Genomic DNA, 23,726 nt, shown 5'->3' with positions numbered 1-23,726 from the left:
CCGATGCCCTTCACGCCCAGCTCGGCCGCGTGCTTCTCGTCGTCCGTCCAGCGCGAGTTGCCACCGTCGACGACGACATCGCCCTCGGACAGAAGCTCCTTGAGCTCGTCGACCGTGGACTGGGTCGCGGCACCGGCCGGGACCATCACCCACACCACGCGCGGGCCTTCGAGCTTCTCGACGAGCTCCTGGAGGGAGGCGACGTCGGAGACCTCGGCGTTGCGGTCGTAGCCGATGACGTCGTGGCCTGCGCGGCGGATGCGCTCGCGCATGTTGCCGCCCATCTTGCCGAGACCGATCAGACCAAGCTGCATGTCAGTTCACTTACCTTCAGTGCTAGTTACGGCCGCGCAGCGCGCGGTAGGTGTCGACCAGGGACTGGGTGGAGGCGTCGAGTCCGGGGACCTCGGCGCCTTCGGTGAGGGCGGGCTCGACGCGCTTGGCGAGGACCTTGCCCAGTTCGACGCCCCACTGGTCGAAGGAGTCGATGTTCCAGACGGCGCCCTGGACGAACACCTTCTGCTCGTAGAGCGCGATGAGCTGCCCGAGGACCGAGGGGGTGAGTTCCTTCGCCAGGATCGTGGTCGTCGGGTGGTTGCCCTTGAACGTCTTGTGGGCGACCAGCTCCTCGGCGACGCCCTCCGCGCGCACCTCGTCCGGCGTCTTGCCGAAGGCGAGCGCCTGGCCCTGCGCGAACAGGTTGGCCATCAGCAGGTCGTGCTGGCCCGCGAGTTCACCGAGCTCCTCGACCGGCTTCGCGAAGCCGATGAGGTCCGCCGGGATCAGCTTGGTGCCCTGGTGGATGAGCTGGTAGTAGGCGTGCTGGCCGTTGGTGCCGGGGGTGCCCCAGACGACCGGGCCCGTCTGCCACTCCACGCCCCGGCCCTCGCGGTCCACGGACTTGCCGTTGGACTCCATGTCGAGCTGCTGGAGGTAGGCGGTGAACTTGGACAGGTAGTGCGAGTACGGGAGCACCGCGTGCGACTGGGCGCCGTGGAAGTTGCCGTACCAGATGCCCAGCAGGCCGAGCAGCAGCGGCGCGTTGGCCTCGGCCGGTGCCGTGCGGAAGTGGTCGTCGACGAGGCGGAAGCCGTCGAGCAGTTCCCGGAAGTGGTCCGGGCCGATGGCGATCATCAGCGACAGGCCGATGGCCGAGTCGAAGGAGTAGCGGCCGCCGACCCAGTCCCAGAACTCGAACATGTTGGCCGTGTCGATGCCGAAGTCGGAGACCTTCTCGGCGTTGGTCGACAGGGCGACGAAGTGCTTCGCGACGGCCGCGTCGTCCTTCAGCGCCTTCAGCAGCCAGGTGCGGGCCGCGGTCGCGTTCGTGATCGTCTCGATCGTCGTGAACGTCTTCGAGGCGATGATGAACAGCGTCTCGGCCGGGTCGAGGTCGCGGACGGCCTCGTGCAGGTCGGCGCCGTCCACGTTCGACACGAAGCGGAACGTCAACTCCCGTGCGGTGAACGGGCGCAGGGCCTCGTACGCCATCGCGGGACCGAGGTCGGAGCCGCCGATGCCGACGTTGACGACGTTCTTGATGCGCTTGCCGGTGTGGCCTGTCCACTCGCCGGAGCGGACCTTGTCGGCGAAGACGGCCATCTTGTCGAGCACCGCGTGCACACCCGGCACCACGTTCTCGCCGTCGACCTCGACCACGGCGTCGGCCGGGGCGCGCAGGGCCGTGTGCAGCACGGCGCGGTCCTCGGTCGTGTTGATCTTCTCGCCGCGGAACATGGCGTCGCGCTGCCCGAACACGTCGGTGGCGGTGGCCAGTTCCTGGAGCAGGGCGAGCGTCTCGTCCGTGACCAGGTGCTTCGCGTAGTCGATGTGCAGGTCGCCGACCTGGACCGTGTAACGCCCGGCGCGCCCGGGGTCGTTGGCGAACAGGTCGCGCAGGTGCGTGCCGTTGAACTTGGCGCGGTGGTCCTCCAGTGCGGTCCACTGGGGGCGGCGCGTCAACAGGGGCTTGCCGTCAGGCATGTTGAACAGACTCCTTGGGTGCCGTGGCTCCGGACGCGTCCCCGTGCAGCGCGACGGCGTACATCTCGTCCGCGTCGAGGCGGCGGAGCTCTTCGGCGATCAGCTCGGACGTCGAGCGGACCTTCAGGGCGAGGGTGCGCTCCGGCTGGCCGGGCAGGGTGAGGGTGGCGAGGGGGCCGTCGGGGCGGTCGATGACGATGTCGCCGTTCGCCGTGCCGAGGCGGACCGCGGTGACGACCGGGCCGTCCGTGGTGACCCGCTCGACCTTGACGCCGAGCCGGGTGCCGAGCCAGCGCGCGAGCAGTTCGGCGCTGGGGTTCTCGGCCTCGGACTCGACGGCCGCGGAGATGATGTCGGCGCGGGCCTGGTCGAGAGCGGCGGCCAGCATGGAGCGCCACGGGGTGAGGCGGGTCCAGGCCAGGTCGGTGTCGCCGGGGGCGTAGGACTTGGCGCGCAGCGCGAGGGCGGCGATCGGGTCCTCGACGGCGTACGCGTCGGTGATCCGGCGGGCGGCGAGCGCGCCCAGCGGGTCCTTGGCGGGCTCGTCCGGGGCGTCCACCGGCCACCAGACGACGACGGGCGCGTCCGGAAGCAGGAGCGGCAGGACGACCGAGTCGGCGTGCTTGCCGACCTCGCCGTACATGCGCAGGATCACGGTCTCGCCGGTGCCCGCGTCGGAACCGACCCGGACCTCCGCGTCGAGGCGGTTGCCCTGGCGGTCGCGCGGGGAGCGCTTGGTGCGCCGGATGACGACGAGGGTGCGCGAGGGGTGCTCGCGGGACGCCTCCTGGGCGGCCTTCGTCGCGTCGTACGCGTTCTCCTCGTCCGTGACGATGACCATCGTCAGGACCATGCCCACGGCGGGCGTCCCGATGGCCCGACGCCCTTGCACGAGCGCCTTGTTGACCTTGCTTGCCGTGGTGTCGGTCAGGTCGATCTTCATGGCCTGCGCCAGCTCCGTCCGTCTCGTGCGAGCATCTCGTCCGCTTCCCCCGGGCCCCAGCTGCCCGAGGCGTACTGGGCGGGCTTGCCGTGAGCGTCCCAGTGCTCCTCGACGGGGTCGAGGATGCGCCAGGACTCCTCGACCTCCTCCGTGCGCGGGAAGAGGTTGGCGTCGCCCAGCAGCACGTCCAGGATCAGCCGCTCGTACGCTTCAGGGCTGGACTCCGTGAACGACTCGCCGTACGCGAAGTCCATGGAGACGTCGCGGATCTCCATCGAGGTACCCGGGACCTTCGATCCGAAGCGTACGGTCATGCCCTCGTCGGGCTGGACCCGGATGACGACCGCGTTCTGGCCGAGTTCCTCGGTGGAGGTGGAGTCGAACGGGGAGTGCGGGGCGCGCTGGAAGACGACCGCGATCTCGGTGACGCGACGGCCGAGGCGCTTGCCGGTGCGCAGGTAGAACGGCACGCCGGCCCAGCGGCGGTTGTCGATCTCCAGCTTCACGGCGGCGTAGGTGTCGGTCTTGGAGGCCGGGTCGATGCCGTCCTCCTGGAGGTAGCCGCGGACCTTCTCGCCGCCCTGCCAGCCCGGCGCGTACTGCGCACGCACCGTGGACTTCGTCAGGTCGGCGGGCAGTCGTACGGACTTCAGGACCTTGAGCTTCTCGTTGACGAGCGACTCGGCGTCGAACGCGGCCGGCTCCTCCATCGCCGTGAGGGCGAGCAGCTGGAGCAGGTGGTTCTGGATGACGTCGCGGGCGGCGCCGATGCCGTCGTAGTAGCCGGCGCGGCCGCCGATGCCGATGTCCTCGGCCATGGTGATCTGCACGTGGTCCACGTACGACCGGTTCCAGATGGGCTCGTACATCTGGTTGGCGAAGCGGAGCGCCAGGATGTTCTGGACGGTCTCCTTGCCGAGGTAGTGGTCGATGCGGAAGACCTGCTCGGGCGCGAACACGTCGTGCACGATCGCGTTGAGCTCGCGCGCCGACTCGCTGTCGTGGCCGAACGGCTTCTCGATGACGGCGCGCCGCCACGAGCCCTCCGGGGCGTCCGCCAGCCCGTGCTTCTTGAGCTGCTGGACGACCTTCGGGAAGAACTTCGGGGGCACCGACAGGTAGAACGCGTAGTTGCCGCTGGTACCGCGCTTCTCGTCCAGCTCGTCGACGGCCTCGCGCAGCTGCTTGAACGCGGTGTCGTCGTCGAAGTCGCCGGGGATGAACCGCATGCCCTCGGCGAGCTGGGCCCAGACCTCCTCGCGGAACGGCGTACGGGCGTGCTCGCGCACCGAGTCGTGGACGTCCTGGGCGAAGTCCTGGTCCTCCCACTCGCGGCGGGCGAAGCCGAGGAGCGAGAAGCCGGGCGGCAGCAGACCGCGGTTGGCGAGGTCGTAGACCGCCGGCATCAGCTTCTTGCGGGACAGGTCACCGGTCACACCGAAGATGACGAGCCCCGAGGGGCCCGCGACGCGCGGCAGGCGGCGGTCGCGGGGGTCACGGAGCGGATTCAGCCACTCCTGCGACGGACGGGAGGCGACGCTCACTTGGCCTCGCCGCCCTGGAGGCGGTCGGCGACCGTGGCGAGCAGGTCGTTCCAGGCGATCTCGAACTTGGCGACGGCCTCGTCCTCGAGCTGCTGGACGACCTGGTCGTAGGAGATGCCGAGCTTCTCGACGGCGGCGAGCTCCTCGCGGGAGGTCTCGTAGGTGCCCGAGACGGCGTCGCCGTGGATGTCGCCGTGGTCGGCGGTGGCGTTGAGCGTGCCTTCCGGCATGGTGTTCACGGTGCCCGGGGCGGCGAGCTCGTCGACGTACAGGGTGTCCTTGTACGCCTTGTCCTTCACGCCGGTCGAGGCCCACAGCGGACGCTGCTTGTTGGCGCCGGCGGCTTCCAGCTCGGTGGCGCGCTCGGCGGCGAAGACCTGCTCGTAGGCCTCGTAGGCGAGACGGGCGTTGGCGAGGGCGGCCTTGCCGCGGACGGCCTTGGCCTCGTCGGTGCCGAGGGCGTCGATCCGCTTGTCGATCTCGGCGTCGACGCGCGAGACGAAGAACGACGCGACGGAGTGGATGACGGAGAGGTCGAGGCCGCGCTCGTGGGCCTTCTCCAGACCGGCCAGGTAGGCGTCCATGACGGCCTTGTAGCGGTCGAGGGAGAAGATCAGCGTGACGTTGACCGAGATGCCGAGGCCGATGACCTCGGTGATCGCCGGGAGGCCCGCGAGGGTCGCCGGGATCTTGATCATGACGTTCGGGCGGTCGACGAGCCAGGCCAGCTGCTTGGCCTCGGCGATGGTGGCCTCGGTCTCGTGGGCCAGGCGCGGGTCGACCTCGATGGAGACGCGGCCGTCACGGCCGCCGGTGGCGTCGTACACCGGGCGCAGGATGTCGGCGGCGGCGCGGACGTCGGCCGTGGTCATCATGCGGACGGCCTCGTCGACGGTGACCTTGCGGACGGCCAGGTCGGCGAGCTGCTCCTCGTAGCCCTCGCCGGAGCCGATGGCGGCCTGGAAGATCGAGGGGTTCGTCGTCACGCCGACGACGTGGGACTTCTCGATGAGCTCGGCGAGGTTGCCGGACTCGATGCGCTTGCGGGACAGGTCGTCCAGCCAGATGGAAACGCCTTCGTCGGACAGGGCCTTGAGGGGCGACGAGACAGCGGCGTTGCTCATGGTGTTCTTCATCTTCTTTCGCGTACTGAGGTGCAAAGTGATCAAGCGCGGGCGGCCGAGAGGGATTCCCGGGCCTTGTCTGCGACGTTCTCGGCGGTGAAGCCGAACTCCTTGAACAGGACGTTCGCGTCGGCGGAGGCGCCGAAGTGCTCCAGGGAGACGATGCGGCCGGCGTCGCCGACGTAGCGGTACCAGGTCAGGCCGATGCCGGCCTCGACCGCGACGCGGGCCTTGACCGACGGCGGCAGGACGGACGCGCGGTACTCGGCGTCCTGCTCCTCGAACCACTCGACGGACGGCATCGACACGACGCGGGTGGCGACACCCTCGGACTCCAGCCGCTCGCGGGCGGCGACGGCGAGCTGCACCTCGGAGCCGGTGGCGATGAGGATGACGTCGGGGGTGCTCTTCGAGGCCTCGGCGAGGACGTAACCGCCCTTGGCGGCAAGCTCGTTGGCCTCGTAGGTCGGCACGCCCTGCCGGGTCAGCGCCAGGCCGTGCGGGGCCGGCTTGACCGAGCCGCGGCGCAGGATCTCGCGCCAGGCGACGGCCGTCTCGTTGGCGTCGGCCGGGCGGACGACGTTCAGGCCCGGGATGGCGCGCAGCGAGGCGAGGTGCTCGACGGGCTGGTGGGTCGGGCCGTCCTCGCCGAGACCGACGGAGTCGTGGGTCCAGACGTAGGTGACGGGGAGCTGCATCAGGGCCGACATGCGGACGGCGTTGCGCATGTAGTCGGAGAACACCAGGAAGGTGCCGCCGTAGACGCGGGTGTTGCCGTGCAGCGCGATGCCGTTCATCTCGGCGGCCATCGAGAACTCGCGGATGCCGAAGTGGACGGTGCGGCCGTACGGGTCGGCCTCGGGGAGCGGGTTGCCGGCCGGCAGGAAGGAGCTGGTCCTGTCGATGGTGGTGTTGTTGGAGCCCGCCAGGTCGGCGGAGCCGCCCCACAGCTCGGGGATGATCGGGCCGAGGGCCTGGAGGACCTTGCCGGACGCGGCGCGGGTGGCGACCTTGGAGCCGGTCTCGAAGGCGGGCAGGGACTGCTCCCAGCCCTCGGGCAGCCGGCCGGCGAGGATGCGGTCGAGGGTCTGCGCCCGGTCGGTGTGGGCGTTGCGCCACTCGGCGAGCTTCTTGTCCCAGGCGGCGTGCGCCTCGGCGCCGCGGTCGAGCGCCTTGCGGGAGTGGGCGAGGACCTCGTCCTCGACGATGAAGGTCTGCTCGGGGTCGAAGCCGAGGGCGCGCTTGGTCGCGGCGATCTCGTCGGCGCCGAGGGCCGAGCCGTGGGAGGCCTCGGTGTTCTGGGCGTTCGGCGCGGGCCAGGCGATGATCGTGCGCATCGCGATGATGGACGGCCTGGCGGTCTCGGCCTTGGCGGCGGCGAGAGCCTCGTGGAGGGACTTGACGTCGACGTCACCGGCGACCGTGGGCTCGATCCGCTGCACGTGCCAGCCGTACGCCTCGTAGCGCTTCAGCACGTCCTCGGAGAACGCGGTCGCGGTGTCGCCCTCGATGGAGATGTGGTTGTCGTCGTAGAGGAAGACGAGGTTGCCGAGCTTCTGGTGTCCGGCGAGGGACGAGGCCTCGGCGGAGACGCCCTCCTCCAGGTCGCCGTCGGAGACGATCGCCCAGATGGTGTGGTCGAAGGGGGAGGTGCCGGCCGGGGCCTCGGGGTCGAACAGGCCGCGCTCGTAGCGGGCGGCCATCGCCATGCCCACGGCGTTGGCGGCGCCCTGGCCCAGCGGGCCCGTCGTGGTCTCGACACCGGCGGTGTGCCCGTACTCGGGGTGGCCGGGCGTCTTCGAACCCTGCGTGCGGAACGCCTTGAGGTCGTCCAGGCTCAGCTCGTAGCCGGAGAGGAAGAGCTGGGTGTACAGGGTGAGGCTGGTGTGGCCGGGCGAGAGGACGAAGCGGTCGCGGCCCGTCCACTCCGGGTCGGCCGGGTCGTGGCGCATGGCCTTCTGGAAGAGGGTGTACGCGGCGGGGGCGAGGCTCATCGCCGTGCCGGGGTGTCCGTTCCCGACCTTCTGCACGGCATCGGCCGCCAGGAGGCGGGCGGTGTCGACGGCACGCTGGTCGAGATCGGTCCACTCGAAGGGGCGCTCGAAAGGCTCGAGTCCGTCGGGTGTCTGCGTGCTCATCTGTATGACTTCCTTCGCATCCGTTGCCTGTCCTTCGTGCCGAAAGGCACCGCCCCATCAGGACCAAAGTCCCAGGTGGAGCCACCTACGAACTTAAAGGTCATACTTTTGGCGAGGTAGGTGCGCCCGTGCCAGCGTTCGGTGAAAATGGGACACCTACAGAAGCGATACGCAAGGAAAGTTGATGACGGAGCAGGGCGGCGCGCATCCGAGCGCACATCTGCGGACACCACCCGCAGATCGAGCGGGAATCCGCACGTACCCCTTCGACCCGAGCGCGAGCGTCTCCGGGGTCGGGATCCAGGTCGGACCGATGGGGACGGACGGCCCGTGGGCGGGCGGCGTCGGCCTCTCACGGCGCGTGCACCGCATCGACTTCCACGTCCTGCTGTTCTTCCGCGAGGGCCCGGTCCGCCACATGGTCGACTTCGCGGAGTACGAGGTCGGGGCGGGCGACATCCTGTGGATCCGCCCGGGCCAGGTGCACGGCTTCTCGGCGACGGAGGCGTACGTGGGCACGGCGCTGACGATGCAGCCGGGTTTCCTGCCGCGCGCCATCGTCGAGGCGACGGGCCTGTACCGCTACGACCGGCCGCCGCTGCTCCACCCCGACGAGGCCCAACTCGCCGCCATCCAGGCCTCGTTGGAGCAACTCCAGCGCGAGTACCTGGACACCTCGACACTCCCCCTGAGCCTGCACACGTCGGTGCTCCGGCACACCCTCACGGCCTTCATGCTGCGGGTGGCGCACGTGTCGGCGCAGGCCGCGGCGGACGCGTGCGAGCCGCAGCCCGACACCACGTTCACCCGGTTCCGCACGGCCGTCGAGCAGAGCTTCACGACGAACCACAGCGTCAGCGCGTACGCGGACGAGCTCGGCTACTCGCGACGCACCCTGGTCCGCGCGGTGCGCGCCGCGACCGGCCTGACCCCGAAGGCGTTCATCGACCGGCGCGTGGTCCTGGAGGCCAAGCGGCTGCTCGCCCACACGGACCTGCCGGTCGGCCGGATCGGGGCCGCGGTCGGCGTCCCGGACTCGGCGAACTTCTCGAAGTACTTCCAGCAGCACGCGGGCATCACCCCGGCGGCGTTCCGGGCCGAGCAGACCTGAGGCGAGGGATCCCACCGGCCCCCGGGGCATCGATTTCATCCTGCGCAACAGGGGGTTGACCGTTTCCCTCCGTCCTCGTACGGTGCTCGCACCCCCGCAGGTATATCGATTAACCACCCTGGCCCCCGTGGTCCTCCCCTGGTTGGAGACATACCGCTGTGCCCTCACCGCTGAGTCGGCGCGGATTCCTCGCCGCCGGTGGCTCGCTCGCCGCCGCCTCCGCCCTGCCCGCCCTGTCCGGCTGCTCCTCGCTCGCCGCGGCCGACGACGATCCCGACACCCTCGTGGTGCACAGCCAGCTCGGCACGACCGCGCCCGGCTCGCCCACGTATCTCGCGGCGCTGGACCGGTTCCGCAAGGAGTCCGGCCTCAAGGTCCGCAATCTCGTCAACGGCGACGACCTCGCGCAGGTCTACGAGACCTCACGTCTTGCCCGCAAGGAGCCGGACGTCGTCATGGTCAACCTCTACGACAAGACGCTGGCCTGGACGGACGTCGGCGCGACCGTCGACGTCAAGGGCTATCTGGACGACTGGGGCCTGCGCGAGCGCGTGCGGCCCGTCGCGCTGGACGCCTGGACCGACGGCAAGGGACGGCTGCGCGCCTTCCCGTACTTCGCGACGAACTGGCCGGTCGCCTTCAACCGGGCGCTGCTCGACCGGGCCGGGGTCGACCGCGTCCCCGTCACCGGTGACGAGCTCATCGGCGCCGCGCGCAAGCTGCGTAGGAAGAACCTCTCCCCCGTGACCGTCGGCGGCAACGACTGGACCGGGCAGAAGCTGCTCGCGCAGGTCATGCAGACCTTCATGAGCCAGGACGAGGCGAAGCACGTCTACACGACGGGGGACTTCGGCGGGCGCGACGTGCGCCGGGGCATCGAGTACTTCGTCGAGCTGCGCGACGCCGGGGTCTTCACCGACAAGGCGCAGGGCCTGACGTCGGACACGATGACGACGCAGTTCAACACGCAGGCGGCGGCCATGCAGTCGGCGATGTCGTCGGCGCTCGCGAAGATCCCGGACGCGGTGGTCAAGCACACGGACGTGGGCGGCTGGCCGCTGGCGCCGGGCGCGGCGCACGACAAGCCGACGATCATCCGCTCGTACACCCTCATCGGCTTCTGGATCAGCCCGAACGGCACGAAGAAGATCGACGCGGTCGAGAAGTTCCTGAAGTTCTTCTACCGCGAGGACACCGTCGCCCGGTTCATCAAGGAGTCGGGCCGCGACATGGCCCTGCGCTCGGACGCGGTCAGCTCGGGCTTCCCGCTGGTGGCGGCGGCGCAGCGGCTCGGGTCCGACGTGAGCGAGGTGCTGCTGCCGGACGTGTACGTGCCGCCGGCCGCGAGCCAGCCGCTGATCACCGCGACGAGTACGTCCTTCACGCGGGGCACGAGCGCGGCGAAGGTCCGCTCCGTCCTGGAAGCCGCCTACCGCGGCGTCTGACCGCCCGCCCCCTCATCTCTCCTCCTGTGTAAGGGAGTTGCTCCATGACGACGCAGACGACACTGCCGTCGACAGCGGGCGAGACCGCGGTTCGCCGCCCGGCCCCGTCCTCTCCTGATTCCGTCCGGCGCCCGCGCCGGCAGGGCGGCACGATCCTCGCGCTGCCCGCGCTCGTCTGGTACCTGGTCTTCATGGTCGGCCCGCTGGTCGCCATCTTCGTGGTGGCGGCGCTGCACTGGCCGGGCATGCTGCAGCCGGTGTCGTTCGCCGGGTTCGACAACGTGCGGACCGTCTTCGCGGACCCGGTGTTCTGGGACGCCGTGCAGAACACGGCGATCCAGCTCGTCGTCGCCATCCCCGTGATGGTGATCTGCGCGTACATGCTGGGCTACTACGTGGCGCAGCGGCCGCCGGGGCACCGCGTCATCCGGTACCTCCTCTTCATACCGGGGCTCATCTCGACCCCGGCGAAGGCGATGGTCTTCTACGCGGCCCTCTCCCCCGACGGCCTGCTCAACGGCGGCCTGAAGGCGGTCGGGCTCGGCTCGATGGCCGACGCCTGGCTGGCCTCTCCGTCCACCGCGCTCGCCTGCCTGATCGCGCTCGACGTCTGGGCCGGGATCGGCTTCACCGCCGTGCTGTTCGCGGCGCGGCTCGGCAGCGTCCCGGAGGAGCTGGGCGAGGCGGCCCAGCTGGACGGGGCCGGTCACTGGCGGACCATGTGGCGCGTCCACTTCCCCGTGATCAGGGACTACGTGGGCGTGGTGACGATGCTGCAGTTCCTGTGGACGCTGTTCGGCTCGGCGCAGCACGTGCTGCTGCTGACGCAGGGCGGTCCGGGCAGTTCGTCGACGACGCTGTCGTTCCTCGTCTACCAGAAGGCGTTCGTGGCCGCGGATCTCGGCTACAGCCAGACCGTCGGAGTCCTCCTCTTCCTCGTCGGCCTCGCCGGACTGCTCGCCATCCGGCGCGTGTTCCGCCAGAGCTACTGATCCGATCGGAGCCGTACGTTCATGAAGTCCTCTGCGTCGTCTGCGTCAGCTCGTGGGAAGTTCGGCCGCTCCTGGCTGCCCGCGCACATCCTCGTGTGGCTGTACGCGGTGCTCCTCGTCATCCCGCTGTACTACTTCGTCGCCTCGGCGTTCAAGACGAACGACGAGATCTTCGCGCATCCCTTCGCGCTGCCGTCGTCGTACTCGTTCCACAACTTCACGACGGCCTTCCAGAGCGCGGACCTGGGGCTCGCGATCGTCAACTCGGCGCTGGTGACGGTGTTCTCCCTGGCGCTCACGCTGCTGCTCGCGATCCCGGCGGCGTTCGCGCTGGCCCGGTCGACGGGGCGGCTCGCCTCCGCGGTGGAGAAGGTGTTCTCGCTCGGGTTCCTGATCCCGACGTTCGCCGCGCTGTTCCCCACCTTCCTGCTGGCCGCCGCGACCGGTCTGTTCCACACCCGGACCTTCATGGTGCTGTTCCTGCCGGCGACCGCGATGCCGCTGTCCGTCGTCATCCTGGTGCAGTTCATGCGGACGATCCCGAAGGAGATGGAGGAGGCGGCGCGGCTCGACGGCGCCTCGACGTTCGCGGTGCTGCGGCACGTCTACACGCCGATGTGCCTGCCCGGCATCGCGACGGTGCTGCTGCTGAACTTCCTCACCTTCTGGAACGAGTACCTGTACTCGCTGGTCATCATCGGCCCGGACCCGGCGCAGCGCACGGTCCAGGTCGCCCTGCCCACCCTGAAATCCATCACGGGCACCGACTACGGGGTGCTCACCGCCGGCACCGTCCTCACCCTCGTCCCGGTGTGGGTGGTCTATACGGTGCTCCAGAAGCGGATGCAACAGGCATTGGTCAGTGGGGCGGTGAAGATGTGAGCGGTTCGAGGACAGGTGCGCGGCCGACCATCAAGGCGGTGGCGGCCGCGGCGGGAGTGTCGACGGCCGCGGTGTCGCAGGCCTTCAACGAGAAGGGGCGGCTCGCCGAGTCGACGCGGCAGCGGATCCTGGCGGCGGCGCTGGAACTCGGCTGGTCGCCGAGCGCCTCGGCGACGGCGCTGCGCAGCGCGCGGACCCGGACGCTGGCGCTCGTGGTGCGCAGGCCGACCGATGTGCTGGGCGCCGACCCGCACTTCAGCGAGCTGATCACCGGTATCGAGGGCGAGTTGGCGCCGCGCGGCTACGGCCTGCTGCTGCATCTCGTCGCGGACGTGGCCGAGGAGGGCGCGCTGTACGAGCGGCTCGCCGCCGAGAAGCGGGTGGACGGTGCGGTCCTCACGGACGCGCGGGCCGACGATCCGCGTCCGGCGCTGCTGTCCCGGCTCGGGCTTCCCGCGGTGCTGCTCGGCGCGCCGACGCCGGGCGTGCCGGTGGTCGGGCTCGCCGACCAGGGCGCCGGTGTGCGGGAAGTCGCCGCGCACCTGCGGGAGTCGGGGCACCGGCGGATCGCGTACGTCGCGGGTCCCGCCGAGCTCCAGCACACCCGGCTGCGGCTCGCCGCGTTCGAGGAGGCGCTCGGGTTCGCGCCCGCGGCGGTCCTGCACACGGACTTCAGCGAGGGCGCGGCCGTCACCGCGACGCAGGAGCTCCTCGCCCGTCCCGAGCGCCCCACGGCTCTCGTGTACGCCAACGACTCGATGGCGGTGTGCGGCATCGGCACCGCCCAGCGGGCGGGACTGCGGGTGCCCGACGACCTGTCGGTCGTCGGCTACGACAACCTGCCGCTGGGCCGCTGGCTGCACCCGCGGCTGACCACCGTCGACCAGCAGGTGCAGCGGGTCGGTGCCGCCGCCGCGCGGGCGCTGCTCGCCCGGTGCGGCGAGGACGTGCCCGACGCGCCGCTGGACGGCCGCCCGCGGCTGGTCGTCCGCGAGTCGACCGGCCCCGCAACTCCCCTGTAAATCACAGCACTTCGACAGCACTGCAACGGAGCTACGTACCACCATGCGACGCCACAGCGCCCACCTCACCCACGACGCCGCCGTCCTGCCCTGGCTCGGCACCAACTTCTGGTCCCGTACCGGCGGGCCCCTGATGTGGCGCGACTACGACCCGAAGGTGGTGCGCGAGGAGCTGGCGGTGCTGCGCGAGCACGGGCTGAACATGACCCGGTCGTTCTTCTACTGGCCGGACTTCCACCCCGAACCGCACCGCATCGACGAGGAGCTGTGCGACAAGTTCCGCGACTTCCTCGACGCCCACCAGGAGTTGGGGATGGGGTCGGTGCCGACGTTCATCGTCGGGCACATGTCGGGCGAGAACTGGGACCCGGCGTGGCGCGGTGGCCGTGATCTGTACGAGGACGTGTGGATGGTGGGCCGCCAGGCCTGGTTCGCGTCCCAGATGACGCGCCGGTTCAAGGACCACCCGGCGGTCACCGGCTGGCTGATCACGAACGAGATGCCGGGCTACGGCCGCATCTACCAGGTCGACCCGCCGCACAGCGACGTCGTCACCGCGTGGGCGCAGTCGATGTGCAACGCGGTGCGCGCGGCGGGCGCCACCCAGCCCGTCTCGCTCGGCGACGGCGCCTGGGGCATCGAGGTCACGGGCCGCGACAACGGCTTCTCGCTGCGCGACACGGCCGAGTACGTGGACTTCGTCGGCCCGCACGTCTACCGCTCGGACACGGACCGGGCCCGCCAGCACTACCGGGCGGCCTTCGAGTGCGAGCTGGCGTCGGTGACCGGACAGCCGGTCGTCCTGGAGGAGTTCGGCCTCTCCACGGACACGGTGTCCGCGGAGAACGCGGGCGTGTACTACCGGCAGACGCTGCACAACTCACTGCTCGGTGGCGCGACCGGCTGGATCGCGTGGAACAACACCGACTACGACGACCTGTGGGACCGCTCGCCCTACGACCACCACCCCTTCGAGATGCACTTCGGCATCACGGACAGCACCGGCGCCCCGAAGGCCCCGCTGCGTGAACTGGCCGCCTTCGCGCGGGTGTTGGAGGACGTCGACTTCGCTCGCTGCCGTCGCGCGGACGCGGACGCGGCGTTCGTCGTGCCCGCCTTCCTGGAGCGCGGCTACCCCTACAGCCGCCCCGCCGACCGCCCGCTCATCTTCAGCTCGCTGCACCAGGGGTACGTCGCCGCGCGCGCCGCCGACCTGCCGGCCGCGCTGACCCGGGAGGCCGACGGCATCGCGCAGGACGCGCGGCTCTACCTGCTGCCCGCCACCCGGCAGCTGACGACGCGGACCACGCGGGCGCTGCGCCGCAGGGCAGAGGAGGGCGCCACGGTCTACCTGTCGTTCTGCTCGGGCGAGCACCCGGGGACGCGCGGACCGTGGTTCGACGACCTGGACGGCCTGTTCGGGGTCGAGCTGCAGCTGTCGTACGGCGTCGCGGAGCCGATCGAGGACGACACCCTGGAGCTGACGTTCCGGGAGGACTTCGGCGGCATCCGGGCCGGGGACACGCTCCGCTTCCCGGTCGCGGGCAACGAGGACAGCCGGGCCTACCTGCCGGTGGTCCCGAAGGACGCGCGGGTCGTCGCGGTGGACGGGCACGGCCGCCCGGCCCTGCTGTGCCGCGAGACCGGGCGCGGGCGCACCGTCCTCGCCACGTACCCCCTCGAACACATGGCGGCGCGCACGGCCCGGGTGAACCCGGAGCAGACGCACCGGCTGTACGCGGCGCTCGCCGAGGTCGCCGGGGTGGAGCGGCCGGTGACGGTCGACTCGCCGTTCGTCGGCACGGACCTGCTCGTGCACGAGGACGGGCGGCGGTTCGTGTGGCTGGTCAGCCAGGACGACGCGGAGCTCACGGTCCGCCCGTCGGCGGCGGGCACCCTGCACGACCTGGCCACGGGTGACCCGGTCACCGAGGTGACGCTGGGCGCCTTCGGCGTGCGCGTGCTGGAACTGCGGTGAGCTCGCCGCTCTACCGGGACCCGGCCGCGCCGGTACCGGACCGGGTGCGGGACCTGCTCGGCCGGATGACGCTCGCCGAGAAGGTCGGCCAGGTCAATCAGCGGCTGTACGGCTGGCACGCGTACGAGCGCACGCCCGCCGGGGAGTTCCGGCTGACGGAGGCGTTCCGCGCGGAGGTCGCCGCGTACGACGGGATGGGCGCCCTGTACGGGTTGCAGCGCGCCGACCCCTGGTCGGGCGTGACCTTCGCGGACGGGATCACGGCGGCGGACGCGGCCGCCGTGGCCGACTCCGTGCAGCGGCACCTGGTGGAGGAGACGCGCCTCGGCATCCCGGTCCTGATGGTCGAGGAGGTGCCGCACGGACATCAGGCCCTGGACGGCACGGTCCTGCCGGTGAACCTGGCCGTGGGCGGTTCCTGGGACCCGGACCTCTACGAGGCGGCGGCCGCCGCCGCTGCCGCCGAACTCCGGGCGCGCGGTGGCCACGTGGCGCTCGTGTCGGCGCTGGATCTGGTGCGCGACCCGCGCTGGGGCCGCGCCGAGGAGTGCTTCGGCGAGGACCCGTATCTGGCCGCCCGCTTCACCGAGGCGCTGGTGCGCGGCATGCGGTCGCGGGACGTCGGTGTGGTGCTGAAGCACTTCGCCGGGCAGGGCGCGACGGTCGGGGGCCGCAACAGCGCGGCGACCGAGCTCGGCGTGCGCGAGCTGCACGAGATCCATCTGGCGGCGGCGCTCGCGGGCGTACGGGCCGGGGCGGCCGGGGTGATGGCCGCGTACAACGAGTTCGACGGACTGCCGTGCGCCGCGAGCCCTTATCTGCTCACCGAACTCCTCAGGGACCGGTGGGAGTTCGACGGGATCGTGATGGCGGACGGCTGCGCCCTCGACCGGCTGACGCGGCTCGCCGGGGACCCGGTCGCGGCGGGCGCCATGGCGCTCGCGGCCGGGACCGATCTGAGCCTGTGGGACGCCGCGTTCCCCCGGCTCGGGGAGGCGGTCGAGCGCGGCCTCGTGTCCGTGGCCGCGCTGGACGCGGCGGTGGCGCGGGTGCTCACGCTCAAGTTCCGGCTCGGGCTGTTCGAGAACCCGTACGTCGGGGAGCGTGAACGCCCATCCGGTGTAACGGAGTTGAGCGAACGTCTCGCCCGCGCCTCGGTCACCCTGCTGGAGCACGACGCGCGCACGCTGCCGCTCGGCCCGGCCGTACGCCGGATCGCGGTCATCGGGCCGAACGCCGACTCGGTGCCGCAGCAGATCGGCGACTACACGGCGCCGCAGCGGCCCGGCACCGGTGTCACGGTGCTCGACGGGATCCGCGCGGCCGCCGGCCGGGGACGCGAGGTCACGTACGCGCGCGGCTGCGAGCTGGTCGGCGGCGACTCGTCCGGGGTGGCCCGGGCCGTCGCGACGGCGTCGGACGCGGACGTGGCCGTGCTCGTGCTCGGCGGGTCGAGCGCCCGGGAGGCCGACACCCGGTTCGAGGCGAACGGCGCCGCCGTCGTCACGTCGGGCAACCCGGCCGGCATGACCTGCGGCGAGGGCGTGGATCTCGCGGACCTCGCCCTCCCCGGGGGCCAGTCGGCGCTGTTCGACGCCGTGGCCGCGACCGGGGTGCCGGTCGTGGTGGTGCTCGTGCAGGGGCGGCCGCACGCGCTGCCGGAGCGCTTCGACCGGGCGGCGGCCGTCCTGTGCGCCTGGTATCCGGGACCGTGGGGCGGACGCGCCGTGGCCGACATCGTCTTCGGAACCGTGGTGCCCGCCGGGCGGCTGCCGGTGTCGGTGCCGCGCTCGGCGGCGCAGCTCCCGGTCTTCTACAACGCGAAGGACCACGGCTATCGCGGCTATGTCGACCAGCAGGCGACGGCCCGGTACGCCTTCGGGCACGGGCTCGGGTACGGGACGGTCGACTACGGCCCGCCGCGCCTGAGCCGCTCCACGGTGTCCCCGGCCGATCCGCGTCTGACCTGCACGGTCACGGTCGAGCACACGGGCGGGGCCGCCGTGCGGGAGACGGTGCAGCTGTATGTGCGCCGGCTGTCGGGCGGTGCGTCGTGGCCCCGAGTGCGGGAGCTGCGCGGGTTCACCCAGGTGGATCTCGCGCCGGGCGAACGCCGTGAGGTGACCTTCGAGGTGACCGCCGAGACGCTCGCCTCGGTCGGCCGGGACCTCGAACTCCTCGTGGATGCGGGCGAGTTGACGGTGGAGGTCGGTCCGTCCTCCGACCGCGTCCAGGGCGCCCCGCTGACCGTCACTCCGGGGTCGGCGTCTCCCCGCTGAAGATCAGGCACATGTCGAGCGTGGCCTGCGCGTGGATGCGGAACTCCTCGCGGGCCCGCTCGGCGTCGCCCGCGACGATCGCGCGGGTCAGCGGCTCGTGCAGCTGGCCGGGGGTCGAGCGGGCCTCGGCGCCGCCCGGGTGCGTGGACAGCAGCTGGGTCAGCTCGTGCTGGATGCCCTGCTCGGCATCCAACAGGCGCCGGGATCCTGAGAGTTCGGCGATGGCGAGGTGGAACGCGGCGTCGGCGGTGCGATAGGCGTCCGCGTCGGGGAGCAACTCGTGTGTACGGGCGGCCAGTTCGCGCAGCAGCGTATGCCCGTCCTTGCCCGCGCGACGGGCCGCGCGGGCGGACGCCTCACCGGAGATCGCCTGTCGCCAGGCCGTCAGCTCCTCGACCTGCTCGACCGTGTACGGGTGCAGGCCGACGAGTTCCTTCACGCGCGACAGCACGTCCTCGGCGACGTACGTGCCGCCCTTGTAGCCGCGCCGCGTCTCGACCAGGCCCTCCTCACGCAGGACGGCCATGGAGTGGCGCACCGTCATCGGCGCGACGCCGAACATCTCCGCCAGGGCCTTCTCGGAGGGAAAGCGGTCCCCCGCGACCAGCATCCGCGCACCGATCAGCTCGCTCAGGCGCCGCGCGATCGCCTCCGCGGCGCCGCCCGAGCGGACCGGACGGACGTGCCGGCTCCAGACGTCCTCAGTCATCAGATATCGATTCCCTCGCGGTGACCCTTGTTTTTCATGAACTCTAACCTCTAGGTTTCAGTGCGCCGCGTACTTCCCTGTACCTCCCGGCACGTCTCGAACCTGCGGAGAGCTTATGAGCAGCACCCCTGCGCCCGTCATCGGCATACCGGTCCGGCTGAGCGCGTCGAACGCCCCGGGCACCGACCCGCGGGTCGCCGGGGCGAACCGGATCTTCGACGACATCGTGACGCTCGTACGGGAATCGGGGGCGACGCCCCTGCTTCTCACCCCCGGCGCGGACCTGGACGCCCGGCTCGCCCGCTGCCACGGCTTCGTGGCGCCCGGCGGCGGCGACGTCGACCCGGCGCTGTACGGCGGGCCCGCCGATCACCCGGCCCTGTACGACGTCAACCACGAGCAGGACGGCCTCGACCTGGCCGTCATCCGGCACGCGCTCGCCGCCGAGCTGCCGCTGCTCGGCATCTGCCGCGGGCTCCAACTGCTGAACGTCGCCCGTGGCGGCACCCTCCACCTCGACCTGGCCCCGAGTGCCGTGGTGCACGACCCGCCCGCCGAGACGGGCGAGGAGTGGGCGCTGCACGACGTGCGCCTGGAGCCGGACAGCCGCTGCGCGCGGGCCTTCGGCGCCGACCGGCTGCCCATCGCCTCCGGCCACCACCAGGCCGTCGACCGGGTCGGGCAAGGGCTGCGGGTCACGGCGCGGGCCGCCGACGGCTGCGTGGAAGGGCTGGAGCCGGTGGCGGACGGCGGGGCCTGGGTGGTCGCCGTGCAATGGCATCCGGAGGCCGAGGTGCCCGAACCGGCGTTGCGCGCGCCGCTGTTCCGGGCCCTGTGCTGCGCCGCGACCCCCGCGGAACTGGCGTGCTGACCGACGGGCGCCCCGGGCTCGACAGCTCGGCACCGCCCCGCTCCCCCGGCCTCGCCCAAGGGCTGCACGGCCGGCACATGACGATGATCAGCATCGGCGGCGCGGTCGGGGCCGGCCTCTTCGTGGGGTCGGGCTCCGGGATCCGGCAGGCCGGGCCCGGCATCCTCCTCTCGTACGCGCTGACGTCCGTGATCGTCGTGCTCGTCATGCGGATGCTCGCGGAGATGTCGGTCGCCCGTCCCGACACGGGGGCGTTCGCGGTGTACGCGCGGCTCGCGTTCGGACGCTGGGCCGGGTTCGCCAGCGGCTGGATGTACTGGGTGGGGTGGCCGCTCGGACTCGCCATCGACGCGATCGCCTCCGGCACGATCCTGCACGGCTGGATTCCGTCGGTTCCCGTGTGGGTGGCGGCGCTGGTGCTCGTGGCCGTGGTGACCGCCGTCAATCTGACGTCCGTGCGGGCGTACGGGGAGATGGAGTTCTGGGTGGTCTGGCTGAAGGTCGCGGTGATCGTGGCCTTCATCGGGATCGGGCTCGTCGCGGTGGGCGGGCTGCTGCCGGGCACGGACGCGCCCGGTACGTCGAATCTGCTCGGGCACGGCGGGTTCCTGCCGCACGGGATGTCCGGGGTGCTGCTCGCGACGACCGGGGCGATGTTCTCGTTCTCCGGGTCCGAGATCGTGACGATCGCGGCCGGCGAGACGAAGGATCCGGCGCGGGCGATCCGCGGCTGCACCCGTTCCATCCTGTGGCGGGTCAGCGTGTTCTACCTCGGGTCGCTGGCCGTCGTGGTGCTGTTGCTGCCGTGGAACGCGGGGGCCGTGGGCGAGAGCCCGTTCGCGGCGACGCTCACGCATCTCGGGCTCGACAACGCCTCCGCCGTGCTGCAGATCGTGCTCTTCGCCGCGATGGTGTCCACCATGAACTCGCAGGTGTACGCGAGTTCGCGGATGCTGTTCGCGCTGGCGCGGGACGGGGACGCGCCGGCCCTGTTCGGGCGGGTGTCACGGACGTCCGCGCCGCGCGGCGCGATCCTGTTCACGGTGGCGCTCGCCGTGTGCTGCGTCATGCTCCAACTCGTCCATCCCACCTCGGCGTTCGACCGCCTGGTGAACATGGCGGGGGACACGATGTTCGTGACCTGGCTGAGTGTGGCCGGGGCGCAGATCGTGCTCGGGCGGCGGGACCGGCGGGCCGGGCGTCCGCCGGTACCGGGGACCGGGATGTGGCTGTTCCCGTGGCTGAGCTGGGCCGTGCTCGTGGTGGTCGGCGCGATGTTCGTGTCGTTGGTGGTGATGCCGGACTCGCGGGTGGACGCCGTGGGGTCGCTGGTGCTCACCGCCGCGTTGTGCGGGGTCTCGTTCCTCTTCCCCGGGCCCGCCCCTTCCCGGAAGTAGCGCCCCGCACCTCAGTCTCCGGAGGGGCTTAATCTGGGCCCCATGTCACGCACCGTCCCCACCTGCCCCTGCGGCCTCCCTCAGTCCTACGAGAGCTGCTGCGGCCGGTACCACTCCGGCACGGCGAACGCCCCCACCGCCGAAGCCCTCATGCGTTCCCGCTACGCCGCCTTCGTCCGCCGGGACGGGCCGTACCTGCTGCGCACCTGGCACCCAAAGACCCGGCCGTCCGGCATCGACTTCGGCGACGCGCCGCGGTGGACCGGTCTGGAGATCGTGGAGACGGGTGACGGCTCCGCGTTCCATCAGCGCGGCACCGTCACCTTCCGCGCCCGCTTCCAGGGCGGCGTGCTGCACGAGCGCAGCCGGTTCGAGCGGGTCGACGGTGCGTGGGTGTACGTCGACGGGGACTTCATCGAGTAACCGCCGCCCCCGGTCGGGGACTTCAGGGGGCCAGGATGTCCAGCTCCTGCAGCGCGCCCTCCGCGATCTCCCGCGTGAGCTCCTCCGCGCGCCGCGCGTCGCCCTCCCGGACCGCCTCCGCGACCCGTACGTGCAGGGTGACGGCCGCCGGGTCCGGGTCCTCGAACATGACCTGGTGGTGGGTGCGGCCCGAGAGGACCTCGGCGACCAGGTCGCCGAGGTGGGCGAACATCTCGTTGCCCGAGGCGCTGAGCACCGTCCGGTGGAACTCGATGTCGTGGATCAGGTACTTCTCCAGCTGCTGGCCGCGCGAGGTGGCCACCATGCCGAGCGCGCACTCGGTGAGCGTCGCGCACTGCTCGGCCGTCGCGTACCGCGCCGCCAGGCCCGCGGCGACGGGCTCCACCGCCGAGCGCAGCACGGTGAGTGAGCGCAGCTGGCGCGGCCGGTCGCGCCCTGCCAGGCGCCAGCGGATGACGCGCGGGTCGTAGACGTTCCACTCCGGCGCGGGTCGCACCGTCACGCCGACCCTGCGCCGTGACGCCACCAGGTTCATCGACTCCAGGACCCGCACCGCCTCGCGCATCACCGAGCGCGACACCTCGAACCGCTGCGCCAGCTCGTCCGTGCGCAACACGCTGCCCGCCGGATACTCCCCGGCGGTGATCTCGGGACCGAGGGTGTCGAGTACGCGGGCGTGCAGGCCTTTGTCGGAAGCAAGGCCCGAAGCACCGTCCGCGGCACGGTCCTGAGTAGTCATGGGAAAAGACTAACCGGGACCCCAAAGGTCTGACTTATAAATCACACCCTCTTGAATTTGTCAGACGTATTGGGTTCAGTGACGTGACACAGCGATGTCGATGAAGACAGCGAGGCAGCACAGCGATGAGCACCCCCCATGTCGTCGTGGTCATGGGCGTGGCAGGCACCGGCAAGACGACGATCGGTCCCCTGCTCGCCGAACGGCTCGGCGTCCCCTACGCCGAGGGCGACGACTTCCACCCCGAGGCCAACATCGCCAAGATGTCGGCCGGCACGCCCCTGACGGACGAGGACCGCTGGCCGTGGCTGGACGCCATCGGCGAGTGGGCGCACGGCCGGGCGGGCCTGGGCGGAGTGGTCTCCAGCTCCGCGCTCAAGCGCAGCTACCGCGACCGGCTGCGGGCCGCCGCCCCGGGCGTCGTCTTCGTCCACCTCACCGGTGACCGGCAGCTCATCGAGGACCGGATGTCGCACCGGCAGGGCCACTTCATGCCGACCGCGCTGCTCGACTCGCAGTTCGCCACGCTCCAGCCGCTCGCGGCGGACGAGGCGGGTGTCGACGTCGACGTGGCGGGCTCCCCCGAAGAGATCGCGGACCGGGCCGTGGCCGCCCTGGCCGCCACCTACGAGTAATCCCTCCCCCACACAGGCACACCCCCCACTCACGTACAAGGGATCAAGACCGTGACCAGTCTCAGCGTCGAGATGCTGGCAGCGGACGCCGTCGAGCCGATCACCTCCGCGGGCCATGCCCAGCTCGGGATCGCCGTCCTCGCGGGCATCGCCGTCATCGTCCTGCTCATCACCAAGTTCAAGCTGCACGCCTTCCTGGCGCTCACCATCGGCTCGCTCGCGCTCGGCGCGTTCGCCGGGGCCCCGCTCGACAAGGTGATCACCAGCTTCAGCAGTGGGCTCGGCTCCACCGTCGCCGGTGTCGGTGTGCTCATCGCGCTCGGCGCGATCCTGGGCAAGCTGCTCGCCGACTCCGGCGGCGCCGACCAGATCGTCGACACGATCCTCGCGAAGGCCGGCAAGTCCGGCGGCAAGGCCATGCCGTGGGCGATGGTCCTGATCGCGGCCGTGATCGGTCTGCCGCTGTTCTTCGAGGTCGGCATCGTGCTGCTGATCCCGGTCGTGCTGATGGTCGCCAAGCGCGGCAACTACTCGCTGATGCGCATCGGCATCCCGGCGCTCGCCGGTCTGTCGGTCATGCACGGGCTGATCCCGCCGCACCCCGGCCCGCTCGTGGCGATCGACGCGGTCGGCGCCAACCTCGGCATCACGCTCGCGCTCGGCATCCTCGTCGCCGTCCCGACGGTGATCATCGCCGGTCCGGTGTTCTCGAAGTACGCCGCCAAGTGGGTCGACGTCCCGGCCCCGGACAAGATGATCCCGGCCCGCGCCACCGACGACCTGGAGAAGCGCCCGAGCTTCGGCGCCGCCGTCGCGACCATCCTGCTGCCGGTCGTCATGATGCTCGCCAAGGCCCTCGTCGACATCATCGTGGACAACCCCGAGCACACCGTCCAGCGCACCTTCGACGTGATCGGCAACCCGCTGACCGCGCTCCTCGTGGCCGTCATCGTCGGCATGTTCACCCTCGGCCGCCCGGCCGGCTTCACCAAGGGCAGGCTCCAGGAGACCACCGAGAAGTCCCTCGCCCCGATCGCGGGCGTGCTGCTGATCGTCGGCGCGGGCGGCGGCTTCAAGCAGACCCTCATCGACTCCGGCGTCGGCCAGATGGTCCTGGACATCTCCAAGGACTGGAACATCTCCGCGCTGCTGCTCGCCTGGCTGATCGCCGTCGTGATCCGCCTCGCCACCGGCTCGGCGACCGTCGCGACCGTCTCGGCCGCCGGTCTGGTGGCCCCGCTCGCCGCCGGGATGACCGACACCCACGTGGCGCTGCTCGTCCTCGCGATCGGCGCGGGCTCGCTCTTCTTCAGCCATGTCAACGACGCCGGGTTCTGGCTCGTCAAGGAGTACTTCGGGCTCAGCGTCGGGCAGACCGTGAAGACCTGGTCGATCATGGAGACGATCATCTCCGTGGTCGCGGGAGGTCTGGTGCTGCTGCTGTCGCTGGTCATCTAGCGCCGTCGCCGAACACACCTGTCAGGCCCGGG

20 protein-coding genes are annotated in these 23,726 nt (G+C 71.2%); 12 read left to right on the top strand and 8 right to left on the bottom strand.

Annotated features, from left to right (window positions below):
• From B072_RS0125950 to tkt, 6 genes are all read right to left on the bottom strand, one after another.
• Positions 1 to 314 (bottom strand): NAD(P)-binding domain-containing protein (locus tag B072_RS0125950; RefSeq protein WP_018532872.1); only part of this gene is annotated, 314 nt, incomplete at its 3' end.
• A 22-nt stretch (positions 315 to 336) separates the two neighbouring features.
• Positions 337 to 1,983 carry a glucose-6-phosphate isomerase gene (gene pgi / locus B072_RS0125945; protein WP_018532871.1) on the bottom strand — a complete coding sequence of 549 codons (1,647 nt, stop codon included), beginning with the start codon at positions 1,981 to 1,983 and terminating at the stop codon, positions 337 to 339.
• Positions 1,976 to 2,926, bottom strand: coding sequence for a glucose-6-phosphate dehydrogenase assembly protein OpcA (gene opcA / locus B072_RS0125940; protein WP_018532870.1), 951 nt, complete (start codon positions 2,924 to 2,926; stop codon positions 1,976 to 1,978). The genes pgi and opcA overlap by 8 nt, the downstream gene beginning before the upstream one ends.
• Complete coding sequence (gene zwf / locus B072_RS0125935; RefSeq protein ID WP_018532869.1) at positions 2,923 to 4,470, bottom strand: glucose-6-phosphate dehydrogenase; 1,548 nt, start codon at positions 4,468 to 4,470, stop codon at positions 2,923 to 2,925. Before zwf ends, opcA begins: the two co-directional genes overlap by 4 nt.
• Complete coding sequence (tal, locus tag B072_RS0125930; protein ID WP_043244737.1) at positions 4,467 to 5,594, bottom strand: transaldolase; 1,128 nt, start codon at positions 5,592 to 5,594, stop codon at positions 4,467 to 4,469. Before tal ends, zwf begins: the two co-directional genes overlap by 4 nt.
• A gap of 41 nt (positions 5,595 to 5,635) precedes the next feature.
• Positions 5,636 to 7,732, bottom strand: coding sequence for a transketolase (gene tkt / locus B072_RS0125925; protein ID WP_018532867.1), 2,097 nt, complete (start codon positions 7,730 to 7,732; stop codon positions 5,636 to 5,638).
• 184 nt (positions 7,733 to 7,916) lie between these two features.
• Between tkt and B072_RS0125920 the strand changes: the two genes are divergently transcribed.
• The 7 genes from B072_RS0125920 (at position 7,917) to B072_RS0125890 (ending at position 17,441) form a co-directional block, all read left to right on the top strand.
• Positions 7,917 to 8,843, top strand: a complete 927-nt coding sequence (locus B072_RS0125920; protein ID WP_018532866.1) for a helix-turn-helix domain-containing protein — start codon at positions 7,917 to 7,919, stop codon at positions 8,841 to 8,843.
• Positions 8,844 to 9,001: 158 nt separating this feature from the next.
• Complete coding sequence (locus B072_RS0125915; RefSeq protein WP_018532865.1) at positions 9,002 to 10,288, top strand: ABC transporter substrate-binding protein; 1,287 nt, start codon at positions 9,002 to 9,004, stop codon at positions 10,286 to 10,288.
• A 44-nt stretch (positions 10,289 to 10,332) separates the two neighbouring features.
• Entirely contained in the window at positions 10,333 to 11,280 is a 948-nt protein-coding gene (locus B072_RS0125910) for a carbohydrate ABC transporter permease (protein ID WP_018532864.1), read from the top strand.
• 21 nt (positions 11,281 to 11,301) lie between these two features.
• Complete coding sequence (locus B072_RS0125905; protein ID WP_051127293.1) at positions 11,302 to 12,162, top strand: carbohydrate ABC transporter permease; 861 nt, start codon at positions 11,302 to 11,304, stop codon at positions 12,160 to 12,162.
• A complete protein-coding gene (locus B072_RS0125900; RefSeq protein WP_026246306.1) occupies positions 12,159 to 13,184 on the top strand; it encodes a LacI family DNA-binding transcriptional regulator in 1,026 nt (341 codons plus the stop codon). The genes B072_RS0125905 and B072_RS0125900 overlap by 4 nt, the downstream gene beginning before the upstream one ends.
• Positions 13,185 to 13,227: 43 nt before the next feature.
• A complete protein-coding gene (locus B072_RS0125895; RefSeq protein ID WP_018532861.1) occupies positions 13,228 to 15,162 on the top strand; it encodes a glycoside hydrolase 5 family protein in 1,935 nt (644 codons plus the stop codon).
• Positions 15,159 to 17,441 (top strand): glycoside hydrolase family 3 N-terminal domain-containing protein, encoded by a 2,283-nt coding sequence (locus B072_RS0125890; RefSeq protein WP_018532860.1) that lies wholly within the window; start codon positions 15,159 to 15,161, stop codon positions 17,439 to 17,441. The genes B072_RS0125895 and B072_RS0125890 overlap by 4 nt, the downstream gene beginning before the upstream one ends.
• On the opposite strand, the gene B072_RS44085 is transcribed toward B072_RS0125890, so the two are convergent.
• Positions 17,413 to 18,150 (bottom strand): FadR/GntR family transcriptional regulator, encoded by a 738-nt coding sequence (locus B072_RS44085; RefSeq protein ID WP_018532859.1) that lies wholly within the window; start codon positions 18,148 to 18,150, stop codon positions 17,413 to 17,415. The two genes, B072_RS0125890 and B072_RS44085, sit on opposite strands and share 29 nt — an antisense overlap.
• Positions 18,151 to 18,265: 115 nt before the next feature.
• Here B072_RS44085 and B072_RS0125880 point away from each other — a divergent pair, with 115 nt between their 5' ends.
• From B072_RS0125880 to B072_RS0125870, 3 genes are read left to right on the top strand one after another with little or no spacing between them, the layout of a single operon-like run.
• Positions 18,266 to 19,021 carry a gamma-glutamyl-gamma-aminobutyrate hydrolase family protein gene (locus B072_RS0125880; RefSeq protein ID WP_018532858.1) on the top strand — a complete coding sequence of 252 codons (756 nt, stop codon included), beginning with the start codon at positions 18,266 to 18,268 and terminating at the stop codon, positions 19,019 to 19,021.
• Positions 19,015 to 20,418 carry an amino acid permease gene (locus B072_RS44080; protein WP_018532857.1) on the top strand — a complete coding sequence of 468 codons (1,404 nt, stop codon included), beginning with the start codon at positions 19,015 to 19,017 and terminating at the stop codon, positions 20,416 to 20,418. The genes B072_RS0125880 and B072_RS44080 overlap by 7 nt, the downstream gene beginning before the upstream one ends.
• Positions 20,419 to 20,460: 42 nt before the next feature.
• Positions 20,461 to 20,841 carry a YchJ family protein gene (locus B072_RS0125870; protein WP_018532856.1) on the top strand — a complete coding sequence of 127 codons (381 nt, stop codon included), beginning with the start codon at positions 20,461 to 20,463 and terminating at the stop codon, positions 20,839 to 20,841.
• Between the two features lie 22 nt (positions 20,842 to 20,863).
• On the opposite strand, the gene B072_RS0125865 is transcribed toward B072_RS0125870, so the two are convergent.
• Positions 20,864 to 21,601, bottom strand: coding sequence for a FadR/GntR family transcriptional regulator (locus B072_RS0125865; RefSeq protein ID WP_018532855.1), 738 nt, complete (start codon positions 21,599 to 21,601; stop codon positions 20,864 to 20,866).
• Between the two features lie 125 nt (positions 21,602 to 21,726).
• Between B072_RS0125865 and B072_RS0125860 the strand changes: the two genes are divergently transcribed.
• On the top strand, positions 21,727 to 22,236 hold the full coding sequence (locus B072_RS0125860) for a gluconokinase (protein ID WP_018532854.1): 510 nt from the start codon (positions 21,727 to 21,729) through the stop codon (positions 22,234 to 22,236).
• Between the two features lie 51 nt (positions 22,237 to 22,287).
• A complete protein-coding gene (locus B072_RS0125855; protein WP_018532853.1) occupies positions 22,288 to 23,694 on the top strand; it encodes a gluconate:H+ symporter in 1,407 nt (468 codons plus the stop codon).
• The last annotated feature ends 32 nt before the right edge of the window (positions 23,695 to 23,726 follow it).

It is taken from the genome of Streptomyces sp. HmicA12 (genome assembly GCF_000373565.1).
In the GTDB taxonomy this organism is placed as follows: Bacteria; Actinomycetota; Actinomycetes; order Streptomycetales; family Streptomycetaceae; genus Streptomyces.
The sequence above is the reverse complement of the archived record's forward strand: the minus strand, read 5'-3'. Positions and strand labels throughout refer to the sequence as shown.